This window comes from Acidovorax sp. FG27, assembly GCF_040365715.1.
GTDB lineage: Bacteria > Pseudomonadota > Gammaproteobacteria > Burkholderiales > Burkholderiaceae_C > Paracidovorax.
This window is the reverse complement of the sequence record NZ_BAABVY010000008.1, coordinates 160,490-181,588: the sequence shown is the minus strand read 5'-3', so window position 1 is coordinate 181,588 and position 21,099 is coordinate 160,490. Positions and strand designations below refer to the sequence as shown.

Below are 21,099 nucleotides of genomic sequence, written 5' to 3'. Positions count from 1 at the left end.
GCTGCTTGCGCAGATGGTACGGGCGCTTCAGGCCCTGTTTTCTTCAAGAATGAGGTGGCCCACGGCGGTGTTGGAGGCCGGCACGTGGAAGAAGCGGTGCGCCACGCGCGGCGCGGGGCCCGCGTCGTTCACGTCGGCCATGGCGCCACGGGCGATCAGCCACATCACCAGCTCGATGCCTTCGGAGCCGGCCTCGCGCACGTATTCGATGTGCGGCACCTTGGCCAGTTCGGCGGGCTCGGCGATCAGGCGGTCCATGAAGCGGTTGTCCCACTCGGCGTTGATGAGCCCGGCGCGCGCGCCCTGCAGCTGGTGGCTCATGCCGCCCGTGCCCCAGATGTGCACGTTCAGGTCTTCGTCGAACGATTCGACGGCGCGGCGGATGGCGCGGCCCAGGTTGAAGCAGCGCTGGCCGCTCGGCACCGGGTACTGCACCACGTTCACGGCGAAGGGAATGACCGGGCAGGGCCAGGCGCCGCTCTTCGGGTCCTGCTCGCCGCACATCAGCGACAGCGGCACCGTGAGGCCATGGTCCACGTCCATCTTGTTGACGATGGTGAGGTCGAAGTCCTGCTGGATCACGCTCTGCGCGATGTGGCTGGCGAGGGCCGGGTGGCCCACCACCTTCGGCACCGGGCGCGGGCCCCAGCCTTCGTCGGCGGGCACGTACTCGGCCGCGGTGCCGATGGCGAAGGTCGGGATCATGTCCAGGCTGAAGGCCGTGGCATGGTCGTTGAAGACCAGGAACACCACGTCGGGCTTGTTGTCCTTCATCCACTGCTTGGAGAAGTCGTACCCCGCGAAGAGCGGCTGCCAATAGGGCTCCTGCTTTTTTCCCAGGTCCAGGGCGGCGCCGATGGCCGGTACGTGCGATGTGAAGACGGATGCGGTGATGCGGGCCATGGTCAGGCTCCCTTGCTGGTGGCGGGTGGCTGCTGCGGTGCGGCGGCAGGGTGCGATGCGCCCTGCGGCTGGCGGTGCGGCTGCGCGGTGCCGTCCTCGCCCAGGTAGCGGTTGCCTTCCACGCTGCGGCCGCCGCCGACCATCATGTCGCGGTATTCCTGCTCGGTCATGCCGGTCATGCTGCCGGCCATCTGCTGGAAGCTGCGCCCGTCGGTCGCGCCGATCTTGGCAAGGAAGTAGATGTTGCCGCCCGTGCGCATGCACCAGTTCAGGTCGCGCGCCAGCACGGCCTGCTTCTGCTCCTCGGTCATCGGCCATTCGTCCAGGTAGGCGCGCTCGTCCGCCTTGAAGCGTTCGCGGTTCTCGGCCTTCATCAGGCTCATGCAGAACTGGTTGAGCCAGTAGCCTTTGCGGCTCTGCTCGGCGTCGAAGATGATCGTGCCGGGCACGTCCATGTAAGGTTTGTCGAGGGCCATGTCAGACCTCCTCCGGCCAATAGAGCTTCATGGGGTTGTCGACCAGCAGCTTCTTCTGCAGCTCGGCCGTGGGCGCGATGTGCGGGATGAAGTCCACCAGCAGGCCGTCGTCGGGCATGTCGCCCTTCAGGTTGGGGTGGGGCCAGTCGGTGCCCCACAGCACGCGGTCGGGGAATTCCTCCACCACCCGGCGGGCGAACGGCACCACGTCGCGGTAGGCGTTCTGCTCGCCGTGCAGCGCCTCGGGGCCGGTGGTGGACAGGCGCTCGGGGCAGCTCACCTTGCTCCACACGTTCGGGTGCTCGCGCATAAACTTCAGGAACAGTTCGAACTCGGGGCCGTCAATGGGTTTCGTCACGTCGGGGCGGCCCATGTGGTCCACCACCACGGTGGTCGGCAGCTGGGTGAAGAAGTCCCACAGCTCGGGGAGGTCCACCGCCTCGAAGTAGATCACCACGTGCCAGCCGAGCTGGGCGATGCGGCCGGCGATCTCCATCAGCTCGTCCTTGGGGGTGAAATCCACCAGGCGCTTGACGAAGTTGAAGCGCACGCCGCGCACGCCGGCGTCGTGCAGCGCCTGCAGCTCGGCATCGCTGATGCTGCGGCGTACGGTGGCCACGCCGCGCGCCTTGCCGCCCGCCGCCTGGCAGGCATCGACCATGGCGCGGTTGTCGGCGCCGTGGCAGGTGGCCTGCACGATCACGTTGCGCGCAAAGCCCAGGTGGTCGCGCAGGGCGAAGAGCTGCGCCTTGCTCGCGTCGCAGGGCGTGTACTTGCGCTCGGGCGCATAAGGGAATTCGGCGCCCGGGCCGAACACGTGGCAGTGCGCGTCCACGCTGCCCTCGGGCACCTGGAAGCGGGGCTGGGACGGGCCGGTGTACCAGTCCAGCCAGCCGGGGGTTTTCTCGAAGGGGCCGGAAGTCGGTTTGCTCATGGTGGTGCGGATCGGTGAGACGAACGAAAAGGGATTGAAAGGGGTCGGGCGGGGGCGCGGCGGCGTCGGTCAGTCGGGCTTGATCTGCGCTTCTTTCACCAGCTTGTCGTAGCGCGCGCGTTCGGAGCGGATCAGCTGCACGAACGCGTCGCGCGGGCCGGGCAGCACCTCGCCGCCCACCTGGGCCATGCGCTCGCGCACGGCCGGCGTCTGCAGCGCCTTCTGCACTTCGGCGTGCAGGCGCTCGACCAGCGGCATGGGGGTGGCGGCGGGCGCCACCACGCCGTACCAGACCGAGGCCTCGAAGCCGGGAAAGCCCGATTCGGCGATGGTGGGCACGTCGGGAAACACGGCGCTGCGCTGCGGGCTCAGCACCGCCAGCACCTTGAGCTTGCCGCTCTTCACGTGCGGCTGCACTTCCAGCGCGTTCACGGCGATCAGCGGCAGCTGCCCGCCGATCACCTCGGTGAGCGCCTGCGCGCCGCCGCGGTAGGGCACGTGCTGCAGCTCGATGCCGGCGGCCCGCTCGAAGAATTCCACCGCCATGTGCGGCGTGGAGCCGTTGCCCGGCGAGGCGAAGGCGATGCCGCGCGGCTGCGCCTTGGCGGCGGCGATGAGATCGCGGATGCCCGCATAGGGCGTGCCCACGTTCGCCGCGATCACCACCGGCACGCGGCCGATCAGCGACACGGCCACCAGGTCGCGCTCGGCGTCGAACGGCGCGGGCTGGTAGAGCGCCATGTTGGCGGCCAGCGCGTTGGCCGTCACCATCAGGGTGTAGCCGTCGGCCGGCGCGTCGATGGTGGCCTTCACGGCGATGTTGGTGCCCGCGCCCGGCTTGTTCTCCACCACGAAGGGCTGGCCCAGGCTGGCCGACAGGGCCTGGCCCACGCTGCGCGCCACGGCATCGACCGCGCCGCCGGCCGAATATCCGACGATGAGCCGCACCGGCCGGACCGGGTAGCCGGACTGCGCGCGGGCGGGCCGGGGCAGGGCCGCCAGCGCGCCAGCGGCGCCCAGGGCCGACAGCGCGGCCACCACCTGGCGGCGCGTGCGGAAGGAAGCGACGGGCATGGTCATGGCGGCCTTCAGTCGAGCGACACGTTGGCCTTGCGGATCACGTCGCCGAAGCGCTGGCTCTCCGTCTGGATGAACTGCGTGAACTGCGGCCGCGTGGTCGGGAAGGGCTCGTAGGCGAAGCTCCTGAACTTCTCCTGCACCTCGGGCGCCTTCAGCGCCTCCTCCACGTCGCGGCGGATCTTGTCGGTGACGGCGGCGGGCAGGCCCTGCGGCACGGCCAGCGCGTTCCAGCCGGTCACCTCGAAGCCCTTGGGCCCGCCCGACTCGGCCACCGTGGGCACGTCCGGGTACGAGGCCGAGCGCTGCGGCGCGGCGATGGCCAGAAAGCGCAGCTTGCCGGCGCGCTGCAGCGGCCCGGCGGTGGCGGCGGTGCCCAGCGCGAAGGCCAGGTCGCCCGTGGACACCGCGCTGTAGAGCTGCGTGGTTTCCTTGTAGACCACGTGCTCCATCTGCGTGCCGGTGATCGACTCGAACAGCTCCGAGCCCAGGTGCACCGGGTTGCCCACCGACCAGGAGCCGTAGTTCAGCTTGCCCGGCTGGGCCTTCGCGTCGGCGATCAGGTCCGCCACCGACTGGTAGCGGCTGGTGGTGCCCACGGTGAAGAAGAAATACGCCTTGAAGAGCGGCAGCAGCGGGTCGAAGTCCTTCGCCGGGTCGTAGGGCAGCTTCTTGAACAGGCTGGGGTAGGCAGCCAGGTGCACGTTGTCCACCACGATCATGTCGCTGCCGTCTTTGGCGCCGCGCTTGAAGGCGTCGATGGCGATGAAGCCGTTGCCGCCCGGGCGGTTGTCCACCGTCACCGGCTGGCCCCAGGTGCGCGAGAGGCGGTCGGCCACCAGCCGCGCCACGCCGTCTGGCCCGCCCCCCACCGGGAAGGGCGTGATGATGCGCACCGGCTTGGTGGGCCAGGCGGCGGCCGGCGCCTGCGCCTGGCTGGCCAGGGGCAGCGCGCAGGCGGTGGTGGCGGCAGCCAAGGCCAGCAGCGCGCGGCGGGCGAGGGAGGTCGGGCGGTTCTTCATGGCTTTTTGTCTCTCTTTATGGGAATGTGGGGGAAAGGCCAGGGGAAGGTGCGGCAGCGGCGTCAGTCGATGTACTTCAGGCCCGCGGCCGCCAGCGGCTCGCGCATCTTGTACATGTCGAGGCCCAGCACGCCCGAGGCCAGCTTGGCGCGCTTTTCGCCCTCGAACGATTCGCGCTTCTGCGCGGCGGCCAGCGTCTCCACGGCCCGGGCGGCGGGCACGCAGACCACGCCGTCGTCGTCGGCCACGATCACGTCGCCGGGCGCCACCAGCATGCCGGCGCAGACCACCGGGATGTTCACCGAGCCGATGGTGGCCTTGATGCAGCCCTTGCTGCTGACGCACTTGCTCCAGACGGGGAAGTCCATCTCCTTGAGCGTCTTCACGTCGCGCACGCCGGCGTCGATGACGAGTGCCCGCGCGCCGCGCGCCTGGAAGCTGGTCGCCAGCAGGTCGCCGAAGTAGCCGTCGGTGCATTCGGCGGTGATGGCGGCCACCACGATGTCACCGGGCTGGATCTGTTCGGCCGCCACGTGCAGCATCCAGTTGTCGCCCGGGTGCAGCAGCACCGTCACGGCCGTGCCGGACACTTGCGCGCCGGGGTAGATGGGGCGCATGTAGGGCTTGAGCAGGCCCACGCGGCCCATGGCCTCGTGCACCGTGGCCGAGCCCAGCGCGGCCAGGCCGTCGGCGGCGGCGCGGTCGGCGCGCTGGATGTTGCGGTAGACGACTCCGAGTTCGTACATGGCTTCAGTTCTCCGGTGGTTCGATCGATGCCGGGTTACAGGCCCTTGGCCTTGAGTTGCGCGTCCAGGCGCGGGAACACGCGGCGCGCATTGCCTTCGAAGACCTGGTAGCGCTCCTCTTCGCTCAGGTTGGCGGTGGCGTTCACGTAGCGCTTGGTGTCGTCGTAGTAGTGGCCGGTCTGCGGGTCGATGCCGCGCACCGCGCCGATCATTTCGGAAGCGAAGAGGATGTTCTTGACCGGGATGACCTTGGTCAGCAGGTCGATGCCGGGCTGGTGATAGACGCAGGTGTCGAAGAAGATGTTGTTGAGCAGGTGCTCTTCCAGCAGCGGCTTCTTCATCTCCTGCGCCAGGCCCCGGAAGCGCCCCCAGTGGTAGGGCACCGCGCCGCCGCCGTGCGGAATGACGAACTTCAGCGTGGGGAAGTCCTTGAACAGGTCGCCCTGGATGCACTGCATCACGGCCGTGGTGTCGGCGTTCAGGTAGTGCGCGCCGGTGGTGTGGAAGCACGCGTTGCAGCTGGTGCTGACGTGGATCATGGCCGGGATGTCGTACTCCACCATCTTTTCGTAGATGGGGTACCAGTGGCGGTCCGTCAGGGGCGGGCTGGTCCAGTGGCCGCCGCTCGGGTCGGGGTTCAGGTTGATGCCCACGTTGCCGTACTGCTCCACGCACTTGACCAGCTCGGGGATGCAGGTCTTGGGGTCCACGCCGGGCGACTGCGGCAGCATGGCGGCGGGCACGAAGTGGTCGGGAAAGAGCTGCGCCACGCGATGGCAGAGCTCGTTGCAGATCGCCGCCCAGGTGCTCGACACCTCGAAGTCGCCGATGTGGTGGGCCATGAAGCTCGCGCGCGGGCTGAAGATGGTCAGGTCGCTGCCGCGTTCCTTCATCAGGCGCAGCTGGTTGCTTTCGATGGACTCGCGCAGCTCGTCGTCGCTGATCTTCAGGTCGGACGGGCGGGGCTTGGCCGACGGGTCCTTGATGCCCGCGATCTGGGCGTTGCGCCAGTTCTCCAGCGCCTTGGGCGCGGTGGTGTAGTGGCCGTGGCAGTCGATGATCATGGTGCGGGGCGCTCCGTGGGAATGGAAAGAAAGACAAGGAATAAAAAAGGGGTGGCCGGGGTTCAGGCCGGGTCCATGCCCTGGCGGCGCTTGGCATCGGCCGTGGCGGGTGAGGCGAGGAAGGCCAGCAGGTCGCGCGCGGCCTCGTCCTGCGCGGCGCCGGCCACCACGGCGGCGCTGAAGATGGTGGTGATCTGCACCGCATCGGGCAGCGGGCCGACCACGGAGATGCCTTCGACATGCAGCATTTCGCTCAGTTGCTGGAAGCCCAGCGCCACCTCGCCGCGCGCCACCAGCGCGCCCACGGGCGTGCCGGCCGGCGCCTGCACGGTGCGGTCCTTCACCGCGTCCGCGATGCCCCAGCGCTCGAACAGCTGCTGCAGCGCCACGCCGCTCGGGCCCGTGGAATAGCCGATAGTGGGCGCGGCCAGCACCGCGTCGCGCAGCTGCGCCTCGGTGCCTATGGCGGGGCGGGGCCCGCCGGCCTGCACCGCCACGGCCACGCCGGAGCGCACCAGCGGCGTCACGCTGCCGGGCACGGTGCGGCCGGCGGCCTCCAGCTTGGCGATGGCGTCGGAAGCCAGCACCACCACGTCGAACGGCTCGGCGCCTTCGCGCACCCGGCGTGCGGCATCGACGCCGCCCACCGATTCGATGACGGCCTCACGGCCCGACTGCTGCCGCCATGCCGCCACCAGCTCGGCCAGCAGGGCGCGGGTGGCCATCGACGAAATACCGCGAACCTGGGGCGTGGACATGGGGATGCGTGTCTCCGAACGGAAATTGTGGTGATGGGACCCGGGGCCGCACCGGGCGCCTGGGCCATGGCCTTCGCCTGTGGACAACCACGATAGGCAAGGCAGGCGAGACGGATTCTTGCGCGCCCGACCGCCCCTGCCCATCGGGCCGGCCCGCTATCAGCTAGAACGAATCGGCATAACATGATGGGTGTTATGTCGCCGCGCAGGGTTTACCCGGGGCGCCGGCAGGTCGGCATTCCCCTTCACCGCTCCAGCCATGGATCTCAAGCAAATCGAATACTTCGTGCGCGTGGCCGAACTCGGCAGCTTCACCCGCGCCGCGCTGGCGCTGTCGGTGGCGCAACCCGCCTTGAGCCGGCAGATCCGCCTGCTGGAAGTGGAGCTGCGCCAGAACCTGCTCTTGCGCAACGGCCGGGGCGTGACGCTGACCGACGCCGGCCAGCTGATGCTGGAGCACGGCCGGGGCATCCTGCACCAGGTGGAGCGCGCCCGCGAAGACCTGGGCCGGGCGCGCGGCGCGCTCACCGGCCGCGTCAGCATCGGCCTGCCGCCCAGCCTGGCGCGGCGGCTGACCGTGCCGCTCTCGCGCGCCTTCCGCCAGCGCCTGCCCGATGCGGCCCTGTCGATCAGCGAGGGCCTGTCGGTGCAGATGCAGGAATGGCTGCAGACCGGCCGGCTGGACGTGGCGCTGCTTTACAACCCGCCCACGTCGCCCGAACTGGCGGCCGAGCACCTGATGGACGAAGAGCTCTTCGCCGTCGCCCCGCGCCCCGACACGCGCCCCGGCACCGGCGGCGGCGGCACCGAGGCGCCGATGCCGCTGGCTGTGCTGGCCACCCACCCGCTGGTCGTGCCCAGCCGGCCCAACGCGCTGCGCATGCTGCTGGAGCGGCGCATGGCCGACATCGGCTGCACGCCGCGCATCGCCATGGAGATCGACGGCGTACCCGCCATCCTCGACCTGGTGTCCGAGGGCGTGGGCCATGCCGTGCTGCCCGGGCATGCGGTGCGCGCATCGGCCCACCCGCAGCGCTACCTGCTGCACCCCATCGAATCGCCCCGCGTGGTGGGGCAGGTGCACCTGGTCACCTCGGCCCGGCGCGCCGCCACGCTGGCGCAGCAGGCCACCATCGCCTTGATCCGGGAAGTGACGGCGGAGCAGGGCAGCCGCTGACGATGCCGCTGACGATGCCGGTGGCGGTGGCGGTGGCGGTGGCGGTGCCGGTCCGCACGGCGTTTGCTACTATTTTCATAGCTGCTCGCGCTCATTCCATGGGCGCCAGAGGCCAAAAACACTGAAAAAACCGTGCGGTTTGCAGGGCAGGGGTGCCCGTTCAGCCCTGCTGCAAGCCCAGAAACCGCGCCGGCGCCATGCCCACCGCGCGCCGCACCATGGCGCTGAAGGCGCTGGGGCTGTTGTAGCCCAGCTCCGCCGCGATCTGGTTGATGGGCCGGCGCCCCGCCGCCAGCGCCACGGCCTGGGCCAGCAGCACCTGCTGGCGCCACTGCGTGAAGGTGGTGGACAGCTCCTGCTGGAAGAGCCGCGCCACCGTGCGCGGGCTGGCCCCGGTGTCGCGTGCCCAGTCGGCCAGCGTCTCGTGGCGGGTGGGGTCGGCCAGCACCGCCTCGCACAGGTGGCGCAGGCGCTTGTCACGGGGCAGCGGCACGCCCAGGCGCACGGCGCTGGCGCGGCGCAGCTCCTCCAGGATCAGCGCGCTCAGGTGGCGCTCGCGGTGCAGCGCCTCGGGCGGCAGGGGCGGGTCGTCGTCGCTGCCCGACGGCATCTCGCAGACCAGCGCCCGCAGCAGGTCGGACATCTCCAGCACCCGGCACTGGCGCCAGGGCGCCTCGTCGGCCCGCGCCACGCCGGGGCCGCAGCGGCCGCGCGGCTGGTGGAAGTAGAGCGTGCGCAGGTCGGCGTCCTCCACCATGGTCACCGCATGCTCCACGCCAGGCGGTATCCACACCGCGCGCGACGGCGGCACGATGTAGGTGCCCTCGGCGACGGTGAGGCGCACCACGCCCCGCGTCGATATCGCCACCTGCGCCCAGGGGTGGCTGTGCGGCATCACCTGCGTGTCGGCGCTCAGCTGGCGCACCTTGGCGCGCACCGGCCGCGCCGCGCCGGGCACGAAGAGGTGCGGCGTCAGCGAATCGACATAGGACAGCGCCCGCGCGCGGGGCCGGGCCGCCGCCGCCGGGGCAGGGGGCGGGCGCAGGAGGGCGGTGGTGTTTGGCATGTTCTCGACAGAGATTGGCCGACTATCGTAGTTCGGACGCGGGGCCCCTGCCTAAGATTGCCGCCATGACCTCGATCGACGCCACCGCCCCCGCGGCCACCGCCACGCTGCGCGAAGACGCCCGCACCATCGGCCTGATCGGCCTGGCCCACGGCTCCTCGCACTTCTTCCACCTGCTGCTGCCGCCGCTCTTTCCCTTCCTCATCCACGACTTCGGCTTCAGCTATTCCGAGCTGGGCCTGCTGGTGTCGGTGTTCTTCGTCATCTCCGGCGTCGGCCAGGCGCTGTCGGGCTTCATCGTGGACCGGGTCGGCGCGCGGCCGGTGATGTTCTTCGCCCTGTCGTGCTTCGCCGCGGCCGGCGTGGTGGCCAGCCTGGCCGGCGGCTATGCCGGGCTGATGGCCGCCGCCGCGCTCGCGGGCCTGGGCAACGCGCCCTTCCACCCGGTGGACTTCACCATCCTCAACAAGCGCGTTTCGCCGCAGCGGCTGGGCCACGGCTTCTCGGTGCACGGCATCTCGGGCAACCTGGGCTGGGCGACGGCGCCCGTCTTCATGGCCGGCATCACCGCCGCCACGGGCTCGTGGCGCACGGCGTGCCTATGCGGCGGCGTGCTGGCCGCCGTGGTGCTGGCCATCATGGTCTGGAACCGCGATGCGCTGGACGACCGCCGCGGCGCCGTCGCCGCCGCGCAGGCCAAGGCCGCGGCCGCGGCCGCGGCCGGCACGGTGGCCGAGCACCCCATGGCGTTCCTGAAGCTGCCCTCGGTGTGGCTGTGCTTCTCGTTCTTCTTCTGGACGACGTGTTCGCTGAGCGTCATCCAGAGCTTCGCCAGCCCGACGCTGCAGAAGATGTACGGCCTGCCGCTGTCGGTCACCTCGCTGGTCGTCACCGGCTACATGCTGTGCGGCGCCGCCGGCATGGTGGTGGGCGGCTTCCTGGCCGGCCGCGTGGTGCGGCTGGAGCGCACCATCACCGTCTGCATGCTGACCACCGCCGCCATGCTGGTGGTGGCCGGCACCGGCTGGCTGCCGGGCATGGGCGCCATGGTGCTGGTGGCCCTGGCCGGCGTGGGCACGGGCCTGGCCGGCCCCTCGCGCGACATGCTCATCAAGCGCGCCGCCCCGCCCGGCGCCACCGGCCGCGTCTACGGCACGGTGTATTCGGGGCTGGACCTGGGCTTTTGCACCGCCGCCCCGGTGTTCGGCGCCATGCTCGACGCGGGCATGACCTCGGGCATCTTCTACGGCTCGGCCGCCGCCCTGGTGCTGGGGGTGGCGTCGGCTGGTGTGGTGGGTGTGGGCGTGGCGGCGCGGGCCGCACAGCAACGCGCCGCGTCAGCAGCAACTGCTTGAACTTTCATCGGCCATCCAGCTATCACTGGCGCATCGCCGTCTCCACATGAAGATTGCGTCGCTCAACTGGGCCAAAAACGCATGGATTCCACATGTTCCCGAACCATCGTTCGTTAAGACAATCATGGAAACTGCTTTTGTCTCTGGCGGTACTCGCTCTCGTAGCGCTCGCCGGATATTTTGTCTGGCAACCGCCATTGAAGGTTCGCATCACGCCCACTTCGTATCACGCGGGCGAAGTGACATCAGCAATCGCTACCCCTGCGGTGGACGAGGTGGTACGCATCCGACCCAAGAAAGTGTTGATCGTTGCTTGTCGTGCAACCAAGCCGCCAAAAATCATCCAGTTCGAACGCGAACTGAGAGCTCGCCTAGAGGTCGAGCTCAAGCTCATGTTGAACGACGAGGGCTGCCCGGCTGCGGAGTGATAGCTGGCAAATCTTGCTGGCAAGAATGAGGCAAGGCTGAAAGGGTGGCTGCCTGTCAGAGGCACTTCACCTCACCGCAGCAGCGCATACCCCACGCCGATGGCCGCCACCAGCCCCACGGCGTCGGCGAACAACGCGCAGGCCAGCGCGTGGCGGGTGTGCTTCACGCCCACGCTGCCGAAGTACACGGCCAGCACGTAGAACGTGGTTTCGGTCGAGCCCTGCACGATGGCGGCCAGCCGCCCGGCGAACGAATCGACGCCGTGCACGTTCATCACGTCGATCATCAGGCCCCGTGCCCCGGCGCCCGACAGCACCTTCATCAGCCCCACCGGCAGGGCCGGCAGGAAGTCGGTGTTCCAGCCCACCGCCGATACGCCCGCGCCGATGGCCGAGAGCAGGAAGTCCATGCAGCCCGCCGCGCGGAACACGCCCACCGCGATCAGGATGGCGATGAGATAGGGCACGATCTGCACCGCCACGCCGAAGCCTTCCTTGGCGCCGTCGATGAAGGCCTCGTAGGCGTTCACCCGGCGCCAGGCGGCGGCCAGAACGAAAAGCATCACCACGCCCAGGATCACCGCCGCCCCGGCGGCGCCGGCGATGCGCGCCGCCTGATCGGCCGGCAGGCGCGAGAGGGCCGTGACGGCCGCCGCCAGCAGCCCGCCCACGGCCAGCACCGGCAGCAGCAGGCGCGGGCGCCAGAGCGGCAGCCGCTGCGCCACGGCCACCGCCAGCACGCCGGCCAGCAGCGAGATGAAGGTGACGATCAGCGTGGGCAGGAAGATGTCGGCCGCGTTGAAGCCCGCGCCCAGGCCCTGCTGCAGCGCCACGCTCTGGCGGATGGCGATGACCGAGGTGGGGATCAGCGTCAGCCCGGCCGTGTTCATCACCACGAACATGATCTGCGCGTCGCTGGCCGCATCATCCGGCGCGCGCGGGTTGATGGACTGCAGCTCGCGCATGGCGGCCAGGCCCAGCGGCGTGGCCGCGTTGTCCAGCCCCAGCAGGTTGGCCGAGACGTTCATGGTCATAGCGCCCTGCGCCGGGTGGCCGTCGGGCACGCCGGGGAAGAGCCGCCGCAGCAGCGGCCCGGCCGCCCGCGCCAGCAGGGCGATCACGCCGGCGCGCTCGCCCACGCGCATGAGGCCCAGCCACAGCGCCATCACGCCGGCCAGGCCCAGCGAGATCTCGAAGCCCGAGCGCGCCCCGTCGAACAGGGCGGTCATCAGCGCCTGGAAGATGGCGTGCTCGCCCAGCAGCCAGCGCACGGCGGCCGTGGCGAACGCCACCGTGAAGAACCCGATCCAGAGCCAGTTGAGGACCATGGGGTGCGTAGCGAACGGCCCGTGCTTGCGTCGTAGCCGTCAGGCCGGCGTCGTCAGAACGGCGCGTCGTCGTCGCCGGCCGCGGGCGCCGCGGTGGCCGAAGCCGGTGCGGCGGCGGCCGGCGCGCCATCGCCCAGGCCGGTGCGGCCTTCGCCGCCCAGCGCCTCGATCAGGTCGGGGATCAGCTGCGACAGCTCGCCCGTGGCGATGGCCACGTCGGTGTCGAAGCCGCCGTCGTCCTTGCCCGCGCCCTGGCCTTCGAACACCGTGTCGAGGAACGACACCTTCTTGAGCTGCAGCCCCTCCGTCAGCAAGAAGGACACGCGGTCGTTCCAGGTCAGCGCCAGCTTGGTGGGCAGCTTGCCGGCGTCGATGTGCGCCTGTACTTCCTCGATGTCGAGCGGGTGGCGCGAGTAGCGCACCACGGCCTTGGTCTCGTCGGCGCTTTTCAACTCGCACTCGCGGTCCACGCTGAAGCCGGCGGGCGGCTCCTGCTCCTTGAGCCAGTGCGACATGGCGGCCTGCGGGCTGGTCTGCGTGTCCAGCAGCGACACCGACAGGCCCGGCAGCGCCTCGACCAGCAGGCTGGTCACCTCGTCGGCGCGGCCCTGCGAGGACGTGTCCAGCACCAGGAAATGCGCCTTCGGGTCGATCCACACCCACATCGAGCCCTGCTTGGTGAAGGCCATGGGCAGCAGGTCGAGCTTGGCTTCTTCCTTCAGCTCCTTCGATTCCTTCTTGCCGGGCTTGCGGCCGGTCTCCTGCTCGATGCGGGCAGCCTTGTCCTTCACCTTGCGCGCCAGCACCGAGCCGGGCAGCACCTTGGTCTCCACCATGAAGCGCAGCACCCAGTGCCCGCCGACCGATTCGGCCATGGGGCCGTGCGCCTCGCCGCGCGGCGGCACCCAGCCGATGGACTTTTCCTGCGTGGCGCCGCATTCGGCGAAGGGCAGCTTGGCGAGCGCCTCGTCCACCTGCGTCAGTTCCGCCTGCCATTCGGGGGCAATGCGGTACACGATCATGTTCTTGAACACGGATTCAAACCCTTTTCAGCGATATCGACTTCAACGGCCGCCATTGTCGGCGCTGGCGGGCGGCGGCCACGCCGTGCTACGCCCGGTTACCGGCTTCCGCCGCCCGCGCATGCATCGAAATCAATAGCACCCGGCGCCCACCCCACGGGCGCCGGGGGGCAATGGGGCTCCCCTCCAGGCTTGGGTCGAGGCCGGTCCGCCATGTCGCGCTACCGGACCTTGGCACAACTTTACACAGCCACACCATCCCGGCACGCCGGCGATACATGCGGAGCAGACACTGGCTTCCAGGCGCCGGAAACCACATCCCACCACCGGCGCTGGAACGCTCCCCCCAGTCGAAGACCACCGCGAAAGGACCATCACCATGGCAACCACCATCTTCCAACGACGCATCGCATCCACCTCGCTGGCCACGGCCCTGCTGGCCGCCCTGGCGGCGCCCGCCTTCGCCCAGCCTGCGCCGCCCGCCGCCCCGGCGCCCATGACCGCACCGACCGCCGCCGCGCCGGCCGACGCCGCCAAGCCCGCGCCCCGCGCGCAGGAGCGGCGTGCCCCGTCGCCCGAGGAGCGCAAGGACCGCATGGCCCGGCGCGCCGCCGCGCTCAAGCAGAAGCTGCAGCTCACGGCCGCGCAGGAATCGGCCTGGACGAGCTACACCGCCGCCATGCAGCCGCCCGCCGCCGGTCCCGACCGCCCGGCACCCGGCAGCCTGGACAAGCTGACCACCCCCGAGCGCATCGACCGCATGAAGGCCCTGCGCGCCCAGCACGCGGCCGAAGCCGACCGCCGCGGCGATGCCACCAAGGCGTTCTACGCCACGCTGACGCCCGCCCAGCAGAAGGTGTTCGACACCGAAACCGCCCGCCACCACATGGGCGGCCCGATGGACGGCAGGGGCCACGGCCCCGACGGACGGGGCGACCCACGCCACGGCCCCCGCCATGGCAAGCCGACGACGGGCGCACCCACCGCCCCCGGCGCGCCCACCGCCACCCCCGCGCCGCAGTAAGCGGTGCACACGCAGGCCGCCCGTGCAGGGCGGTCTGCGCGCTTGCGACTCCCACCTACATCCGGCTTTCCGGTGCGGCACTACAGTGGGTTACACATTTATGTAACTTCTTGTACACCGCACCATGCCCATCTCCCTTTGCCGCCTGCCGGTCCTGCGTCTCGCCCCCGTCCTGGCAGTGCTGGCCCTGACCGTTCCGCTGCATGCCGCGGCGCAGACGGCCGCAACCACCGACGCCGTCCACCTTCCCTCCGTCTATGTGCAAGGCAACTGGGGCGAACACGGCACCGACGCCGCCACGCTCGGCGCCACCCTGCCGTGGACGACATGGCGCACCGATCTCTGGGGCAGCGAAGTGCGCGGCCATTGGGACGTGTATGCCAGCCGCTGGTCGTTCGACGGTGAACCCGGCCGCTACAGCCATTCCTACCTGCTGGGCGTCACACCCACGTTGCGCCTGCGGCCAGACCAGGGCCGCTCGGCCTGGTTCTTCGAAGGCGGCATCGGCGCCACGGTGGCGAACAAGCGCTTCGTCACCGAGCGCAAGGAATTCAGCACCCGCTTCAATTTCGCCTCGCACATCGGCGTGGGCGTGAACTTCGGCGAACAGCGGCGGCACGAGGTGTCGTTGCGCGTGCAGCACCTGTCCAACGCCGGCATCAAGCACCCCAACCCGGGCGAGAACCTGGTGCAGCTGCGCTACGGCTACCACTTCTGACAGGGCGCCGGCGGCCGCGAGGCCGCCACCGCCCCCCCTTCGAAAGGCTCCGCAAGGAGCCTTTTTTTCGTTCCGGCCTGTCATGGCCGTGCGCGCTGGTGGACGACTTGTGGACAAACCTGGGGATGCCGGAGGAACAACCAGGCACTTATCCACAGCGGATGGCGATCGGCCGAAGTTGTTGTGTTTTGGCGCGCCCGCAGTCCGGGGTCGCAGCCACAGGGTTGGCGGCGGCGCAACTGCCTGTCGCCATTGGATAAAAGCGGTTTGTCCACAAAAAACGGCCGCCTCTACTACTACTGCTATGTATTGATAAAGCCTTTAGAAGAACAACCGAAAAGCCAGGCCGCGCCGGATTCGAGGGTCGGGTGAACGGCACGGGCCGCCTCGCCTGCGCGGCCAGACTGGTGACGTGGCGCCCGTCCCACAGGCGGGCAAGGCCCGCTGAAGCTATTTTTTTGATAGCGTCAGGTGCACGCAGATCAAGCGCTAGAGCCTGAAAATGCTTAGAAAACAGGGTGCGGAGGCGAACGAGCAGCGCCGCGATGACCCTAGCGGTGGCGCCAGGGCGGGGCGGGCCGAGGCCATGGGCGACGCCCGCAGGCGGCCCAAAACGCCGGCAAGAGGCTCCTGCGCATGCGACACCCGCTCGATCCGCCCAAAACCGCCGCGCTCGGGCGGAAAAGCGGACAAGGCTGGGGACAGTTTTCGAACAACCGGGCGGTTATCCACAGAAACGTCGAACGCTTGCGCGTTATCCCCGTTTGCGGTACGCCGGCAAGGCCTGCCCGCCCACAGCGTTGTGGCGCGCCCAACTCCCAGTGGCGGTTGGACAAAACCGGGTTATCCACAGAAGCGGCCGGCCCCTACTACTACCACTATGGATTTATAGAAAGAAAAGAAGCAATACCAGGGAAAAGTCCGGCAGACCCGGGCGGCGGCGCAGCGCTGCGCGCGCACAGTGGCGCCGCAAGGGGTTCGAGGATCGCAAAGGGCCCGCCCAAGGCCCTCCAGAGGCCCCACAAGGGCGTCAAAGGCCGAGGTCAGGGTGGAGGAGCCGATCCAGCGCATCGGCCGCCAGGGGCCGGCTGAAGAAGTAGCCCTGGTAGAACCGGCAGCCGGCCTGGGCCAGGCGGTCGCGCTGCGCGCGCGTTTCCACGCCTTCCGCGATCACCTGCAGGCCCAGGCTGCGCGAGAGCGCGATGATGGTGTCCACGATGGCCGCATCGTTCGGATCGGTCAGCAGGTCGGCCACGAAGCTGCGGTCGATCTTCAACTGGTCCAGCGGCATGCGCTTGAGGTAGCTCAGAGACGAATAGCCGGTGCCGAAGTCGTCCAGCGAGAAGCGCACCCCGTAGCTGCGCAGCGCCGACATGGTGGCGATGGTGGTTTCCATGTCTTCCACCAGCAGGGTCTCGGTGAGCTCCAGCTTCAGCTGGGCGGAGGGCGCGCCGGTGATCGCCAGCACCCGGGCCACGTCGTCCACGAAGCCGGCGTGGCGGAACTGGCGCGAACTCACGTTCACCGCCATGGTCAGGTGCGCCAGGTCGGGCTCGTCCCGCCAGCTCGCCAGCATCTTGCAGGCGGTGTGCAGCACCCACCGGCCCAGCGGCAGGATCAGTCCGGTCTCCTCCGCCAGCGGAATGAATTCATGGGGCGGCACCATGCCGCGCGCGGGCTGCCCCCAGCGCAGCAGCGCCTCCACGCCCACCACGTGGCCGTGGTGGTCCACCTGGGGCTGGTAGTGCAGCAGGAATTCCTCCTGCGCGAGCGCGGTGCGCAGGTCGGCCTCCAGCGCGGCGCGGGCGCTGACCACGGCCTGCATGCCCGGGTCGAAGAAACGCAGCGTGTTGCGCCCGGCCGTCTTGGCCTGGTACATCGCCAGATCGGCCTGCTTGAGCAACTCGCCCACGCTGGTGTGCGCGGCGGTGAAGGGGGCGATGCCGATGCTCGGCGTGCTGCTGTACTGGTAGCCCGCCAGCGGATAGGGCGCGGCCAGCACCGACAGCACCTTCTCGCCCACCTGGCGTGCGTGGCGCGCCAGCTCATCGGGGTCGGCGCTCAGCTCTTCCACCATCACCACGAACTCGTCGCCGCCCAGGCGCGCCACCGTGTCCACGCTACGCACACAGGTGGTGAGCCGCTGCGCGACCTGCTGCAGCAGCAGATCGCCCTTGTCATGCCCCAGCGAGTCGTTCAGCGTCTTGAAGTTGTCCAGGTCGATGAACAGCACCGCCCCGGCCGTGTGCCGGCGCTGCGCGGTCGCCAGGGCCTGGCCGATGCGGTCCATCAGCAGCATGCGGTTGGGCAGGCCGGTGAGCGGGTCGTAGAACGCCAGGCGCTGGATCTCGCGCTCGGTGGCCTTGCGCTGGCGGATGTCGCTGTTGATGGCCAGCACCGATTCGGGCGCGCCCTGCTCGTCGCGCACCAGCGTCCAGCGGCCCTCCACCTCCAGCGCGGTGCCGCTGCGGTCGTACTGCACGATCTCGCCCGTCCACTCGCCCTCCTGCAGCGTCGCCTGCGTGGCGCGGCGGAATTCCTGCGTGTCCTGGTAGAGCAGGGACTCGATGGAGCGGCCCAGCGCCTCCTGCTGGGTCCAGCCGTACATCCGCTCGGCGCCCTGGTTCCAGAACATGATGCGGTGGTTCAAATCGCGCACGATGATTGCGTCGCGCGCCTTGTCAAGCAGCGACGCCTGCTGGCGGATGCGCACGTCGGAGCTCTGCCGCTCGATCTCGGCCGCCGCGCGCGCCGCGAAGATCTGCAGCGTGTGCAGCGCGAAGTCGGCCCGCGTGAGCGGCTCGCGGAAGGTGACGAACACCAGCCCGGCCACCTGGCCGGCGCTGTCGGTCAGCTGGTAGCCCACGTAGCTCTGCGCGCCTAGCGCGGCGAACGCCGGCACCGCCGCGTAGCGCTGCGCGGCCTGCGCCGGCACGATGTGGTGGCGCTGCGTGAGCAGCGGCTCGCACGGCGAGCCGGCGAGCGGGTATTCGAACACCGGCTGCACGGCCCCGTCCTGCACCAGCGCCAGCGTGCGCGCGCGCGGCGGCTCGCCCGGGGCCGCCGGCAGCAGGCGGGACACGCAGGCGACCTGCGCGCCCAGCACGTCGGCCATGTTGTGCGCCAGCTGCTGGAAGAACTGCTCGCCGGTGCCGGCCGACACGGCCGACGCCACCTTGAGCACCATGGCCTGCAGATGCTGCTGCTCGCTGCGCGCGCGCAGGCTGGTGATGCCGAAGGCCACGTCGTTGGCCAGCGACTCCAGCAGCTGCGTCTCCTCCGCGCCCAGGTAGAGCACTTCCGGGGCGTAGAGGTACAGCACGCCGAAGGTGCGCTGCGCGTCGCTGAGCGGCAGGCACACCACGGCATGGAAGCCGTGCGCCTGCATGCGGTCGAACCAGCCGGTGAAGATGGGCGCCTTGCGCACGTCGCGCACGATCACCGTGCGGCCGCTGCGGATGCACACGCCCGCCGGGCCGAAGCCGCCCGGCGTCTCGCCGTTCCAGCTCAGGTCCAGCTGCTCGACGAACTGGTCGTTGTGGCCGGCGTGAGTCACGATCTCGATCGACTGGGCGGCATCGTCGCGCGCCATGCCCACCCACCCCATGCGGTAGCCGCCGATGTCCACCGCCACGCGGCAGACGGCCTGCAGCAGCTCCGATTCGGCGGTGGCGCGCACCAGGGTTTCGTTGACGGCGCTCAGCAGCCGCTGGGCCCGGCCCACCCGGGCGAGCTCGCGTTCGGCGAGCAGCCGCGCCGTGATGTCGTTGCCGAGCACCTGGCGGGCCGGCCGGCCGGCAAAGTGCGTGCCGCCCGCATACACCTCCATGTCGATCGGCGTGCCGTCGCGGCGCACGTGGCGGCGGTGCGCGGCGAAGGTGCGGGCGTCGGGCGCGATGCCGCGCAGCAGGGCCGCCATTTCCTCCCGCTGTGCCGGCTCGGCTAGATCCAGCATGGTCATCGACAGCAGTTCGGCCTCGGCGTAGCCGTAGTGCCGCACCATGGCGTGGTTGGCGGCGAGGATGCGCAGCGTGCCGCATTCGTACACCCACATCGGCTGCGGGTGGTCGGCGAAGAGCGCGCGGTACTGCTGTTCGGACGCGCGCAGCCGGGCCTCCACGTCGCGCAGCTGCAGCGTGCCGGCCAGCGAATCGGCGAGCGTCTGCAGCAGCTCGGCATGGCGCGCCGTGAACGCGCCGTCGCGAAGGGCCAGCACCTGCAGGCGGCCCGGCACCATCCCGCCCGCCCGCAACGGCACGGCCAGGAAGCGCGCGCCACTGGCGGCCTCGGCCGCCAGTGGCAACGTATCGCCCAGCGCCGGCCCGAGGCCGGGCGCGCTGCCCCGGGCGCGCACACAGGCGCGCAGGCGCTCGCCATCGCGCAGGTCGACCACGGCGGCATCGGCCTGCGCCAGCTCTTTCGCGGCGTCCGCCGTGATCTGCAGCACCTCGGAGGTGGACAGCTCCAGCGACGCGATCCGCTGCTGCACCCGCACCAGCTCCGCATGGGCGCGGGTTTCCTGCTGCGCCTGCAGCGCAGCCTGCCGCTGCGCGCTGACGTCGGACATGCCGCCCACCATGCGCACGGCGCGCTGCTCGTCGCCCTCGCGGATGACGAAGCCCCGGTCGGTGACCCAGGCATAGCTGCCGTCGAAGCGGCGAAACCGGTATTCGTCGGCCCAGGCGTTGCCGCTGCCGGCCTGCACCGCATGGATGCGCTCCAGCACCCCCGGCGCGTCGTCCGGATGCAGCCGGTCCGTCCAGGAGGTGCTGTCGGGCGCCAGCAGGTGGCGCGGCACGCCGAACAGGGTCTCGATGCCCTCGTTCCACCACACCGCATCGGTCAGCAGGTCCCAGTCCCACACCGTGTCGGTGGTGGCCCGCGCCACCAGGCGAAAACGCTCGTCGCTGGCGGCGCGGGCGGCCTCGGCGGCGTGGCTGTCGCTCACGTCGATGAAGGTGCCCTGCACCTGGGCGATGCCGCCCCGCGCGTCGCGCACCGCATGGGCCACCAGCCGCACGCGGTAGCTTCGCCCGTTGGGCATGGTCACGGGCAGCTGCAGGTCGATGGGCGTGCCGTCGCGGGCGCACGCCTCGAAGGCGGATCGCACCGTGGGCCGCGCTTCCTCCGGGTAGATGGCGAGGCTGGCTTCCAGCGGCGCCCGCGCCATAGGCAGCTCGTAGGCGGCCGCCAGCTCGGCCGACCAGGACAGCACCTGGCTGCCCACGTCCACCTGCCAGCCGCCCACCCGGGCCACCTGGCCCACGTTGCGCAGCACCTCGCCCTGCCGGTGCAGCTGCGCCAGCAGCCGCTCGCGTTCCCGCACGTGGCGGGCCTCGGCGTGGTGGGCGCGGCGCAGCTCCAGCAGCAGCGCCAGCTGGTCGGCCACCGCCCGCAGCGACTCGCGCTGCGGGGCCTGCAGGCCCCGCTCCAGCGTGTCCATCACCACCAGCGCGCCCACCACGCCCGCGGCATCGTCGGACCAGAGGGGCGCGCAGGCCACGGCGCGCACCTGCCAGGGCGCCCGGGCGATGGCGTGGCCCGCCAGGCGCGGATCGGCGCGCGCGTTCTTCACCACGGCAATGCCCGCGGACGGCGGATCGCCGTGGTCCGAGGCGCCGCAGGCCAGTTGCCAGAGCGCCGCCGGGCCTTCCAGCGCCGTGCGCGGCAGGCCGTGGGCGGACTTGCACCATTCGCTGCCGTCTTCGCGCCGCTCGCCCGGCGCCGGTGGCCGGTGGAAGACGATGGCCGCCATCGGCATGCCGCACAGGCGTGCCGCCAGCCGGGCCAGCTGGTCGAAGGCGGGGTCGTCGAGCGTGTCCGGAATGCCGTGATCGACCGGCCGCTCGGGCCACGCAGGCTGCGTGGAAACGGGCGGCATGCGCATGGTCAGCGACTCGGCGAGACGGCGCCAGTCCCGGCCGGCGTCATGCGGGGCGGCGGAACGAGCGGGGAGACGGACAGAAAACCAGGCTGGAGCAGGGTGCGCATGACGAAAAAT

At 70.3% G+C, this 21,099-nt stretch carries 17 protein-coding genes; 5 read left to right on the top strand and 12 right to left on the bottom strand.

Annotation, left to right across the window (positions count from 1 at the left end; all coding sequences use genetic code 11):
- Positions 1–27: 27 nt before the first annotated feature.
- From ABWV53_RS05935 to ABWV53_RS05900, 8 genes are all read right to left on the bottom strand, one after another.
- Positions 28–903 (bottom strand): class III extradiol dioxygenase subunit beta, encoded by an 876-nt coding sequence (locus tag ABWV53_RS05935; protein ID WP_353363926.1) that lies wholly within the window; start codon positions 901–903, stop codon positions 28–30.
- A gap of 2 nt (positions 904–905) precedes the next feature.
- Positions 906–1,379: a protocatechuate 4,5-dioxygenase subunit alpha gene (gene ligA / locus ABWV53_RS05930; protein ID WP_353363924.1), complete on the bottom strand. Its 474-nt coding sequence runs from the start codon at positions 1,377–1,379 to the stop codon at positions 906–908.
- 1 nt (position 1,380) lies between these two features.
- Positions 1,381–2,313 carry an amidohydrolase family protein gene (locus tag ABWV53_RS05925; RefSeq protein WP_353363922.1) on the bottom strand — a complete coding sequence of 311 codons (933 nt, stop codon included), beginning with the start codon at positions 2,311–2,313 and terminating at the stop codon, positions 1,381–1,383.
- A gap of 69 nt (positions 2,314–2,382) precedes the next feature.
- Positions 2,383–3,387, bottom strand: coding sequence for a tripartite tricarboxylate transporter substrate binding protein (locus ABWV53_RS05920; protein ID WP_353363917.1), 1,005 nt, complete (start codon positions 3,385–3,387; stop codon positions 2,383–2,385).
- Between the two features lie 14 nt (positions 3,388–3,401).
- Positions 3,402–4,412, bottom strand: a complete 1,011-nt coding sequence (locus tag ABWV53_RS05915) for a Bug family tripartite tricarboxylate transporter substrate binding protein (protein ID WP_353363915.1) — start codon at positions 4,410–4,412, stop codon at positions 3,402–3,404.
- 62 nt (positions 4,413–4,474) lie between these two features.
- A complete protein-coding gene (gene ligK / locus ABWV53_RS05910) occupies positions 4,475–5,158 on the bottom strand; it encodes a 4-carboxy-4-hydroxy-2-oxoadipate aldolase/oxaloacetate decarboxylase (protein WP_353363913.1) in 684 nt (227 codons plus the stop codon).
- A gap of 35 nt (positions 5,159–5,193) precedes the next feature.
- The gene (locus ABWV53_RS05905; RefSeq protein WP_353363911.1) at positions 5,194–6,222 is read right to left on the bottom strand and encodes an amidohydrolase family protein; all 1,029 of its coding nucleotides are present in this window, start codon (positions 6,220–6,222) and stop codon (positions 5,194–5,196) included.
- Positions 6,223–6,284: 62 nt separating this feature from the next.
- Complete coding sequence (locus ABWV53_RS05900; protein ID WP_353363909.1) at positions 6,285–6,980, bottom strand: substrate-binding domain-containing protein; 696 nt, start codon at positions 6,978–6,980, stop codon at positions 6,285–6,287.
- A gap of 259 nt (positions 6,981–7,239) precedes the next feature.
- On the opposite strand from ABWV53_RS05900, the gene ABWV53_RS05895 reads away from it, so the two are divergent.
- A complete protein-coding gene (locus ABWV53_RS05895; protein ID WP_353363907.1) occupies positions 7,240–8,157 on the top strand; it encodes a LysR family transcriptional regulator in 918 nt (305 codons plus the stop codon).
- 160 nt (positions 8,158–8,317) lie between these two features.
- On the opposite strand, the gene ABWV53_RS05890 is transcribed toward ABWV53_RS05895, so the two are convergent.
- Positions 8,318–9,223, bottom strand: coding sequence for an AraC family transcriptional regulator (locus ABWV53_RS05890; RefSeq protein ID WP_353363905.1), 906 nt, complete (start codon positions 9,221–9,223; stop codon positions 8,318–8,320).
- 65 nt (positions 9,224–9,288) lie between these two features.
- On the opposite strand from ABWV53_RS05890, the gene ABWV53_RS05885 reads away from it, so the two are divergent.
- A complete protein-coding gene (locus ABWV53_RS05885) occupies positions 9,289–10,578 on the top strand; it encodes an MFS transporter (RefSeq protein ID WP_353363903.1) in 1,290 nt (429 codons plus the stop codon).
- Positions 10,579–10,670: 92 nt separating this feature from the next.
- Entirely contained in the window at positions 10,671–11,006 is a 336-nt protein-coding gene (locus ABWV53_RS05880) for a hypothetical protein (RefSeq protein ID WP_353363901.1), read from the top strand.
- 71 nt (positions 11,007–11,077) lie between these two features.
- Here the strand turns inward: ABWV53_RS05880 and ABWV53_RS05875 are convergent, their stop codons facing one another.
- Complete coding sequence (locus ABWV53_RS05875) at positions 11,078–12,334, bottom strand: spore maturation protein (RefSeq protein ID WP_353363899.1); 1,257 nt, start codon at positions 12,332–12,334, stop codon at positions 11,078–11,080.
- Positions 12,335–12,387: 53 nt separating this feature from the next.
- Entirely contained in the window at positions 12,388–13,368 is a 981-nt protein-coding gene (locus ABWV53_RS05870; RefSeq protein ID WP_353363897.1) for a recombination-associated protein RdgC, read from the bottom strand.
- Positions 13,369–13,735: 367 nt separating this feature from the next.
- Between ABWV53_RS05870 and ABWV53_RS05865 the strand changes: the two genes are divergently transcribed.
- Together ABWV53_RS05865 and ABWV53_RS05860 are read left to right on the top strand one after the other, a co-directional pair.
- The gene (locus ABWV53_RS05865) at positions 13,736–14,380 is read left to right on the top strand and encodes a Spy/CpxP family protein refolding chaperone (RefSeq protein ID WP_353363895.1); all 645 of its coding nucleotides are present in this window, start codon (positions 13,736–13,738) and stop codon (positions 14,378–14,380) included.
- Positions 14,381–14,504: 124 nt separating this feature from the next.
- Positions 14,505–15,098, top strand: coding sequence for an acyloxyacyl hydrolase (locus ABWV53_RS05860; protein WP_353363893.1), 594 nt, complete (start codon positions 14,505–14,507; stop codon positions 15,096–15,098).
- Positions 15,099–16,128: 1,030 nt separating this feature from the next.
- Here the strand turns inward: ABWV53_RS05860 and ABWV53_RS05855 are convergent.
- Positions 16,129–20,985: an EAL domain-containing protein gene (locus tag ABWV53_RS05855; RefSeq protein ID WP_353363891.1), complete on the bottom strand. Its 4,857-nt coding sequence runs from the start codon at positions 20,983–20,985 to the stop codon at positions 16,129–16,131.
- Between the last annotated feature and the right edge of the window lie 114 nt (positions 20,986–21,099).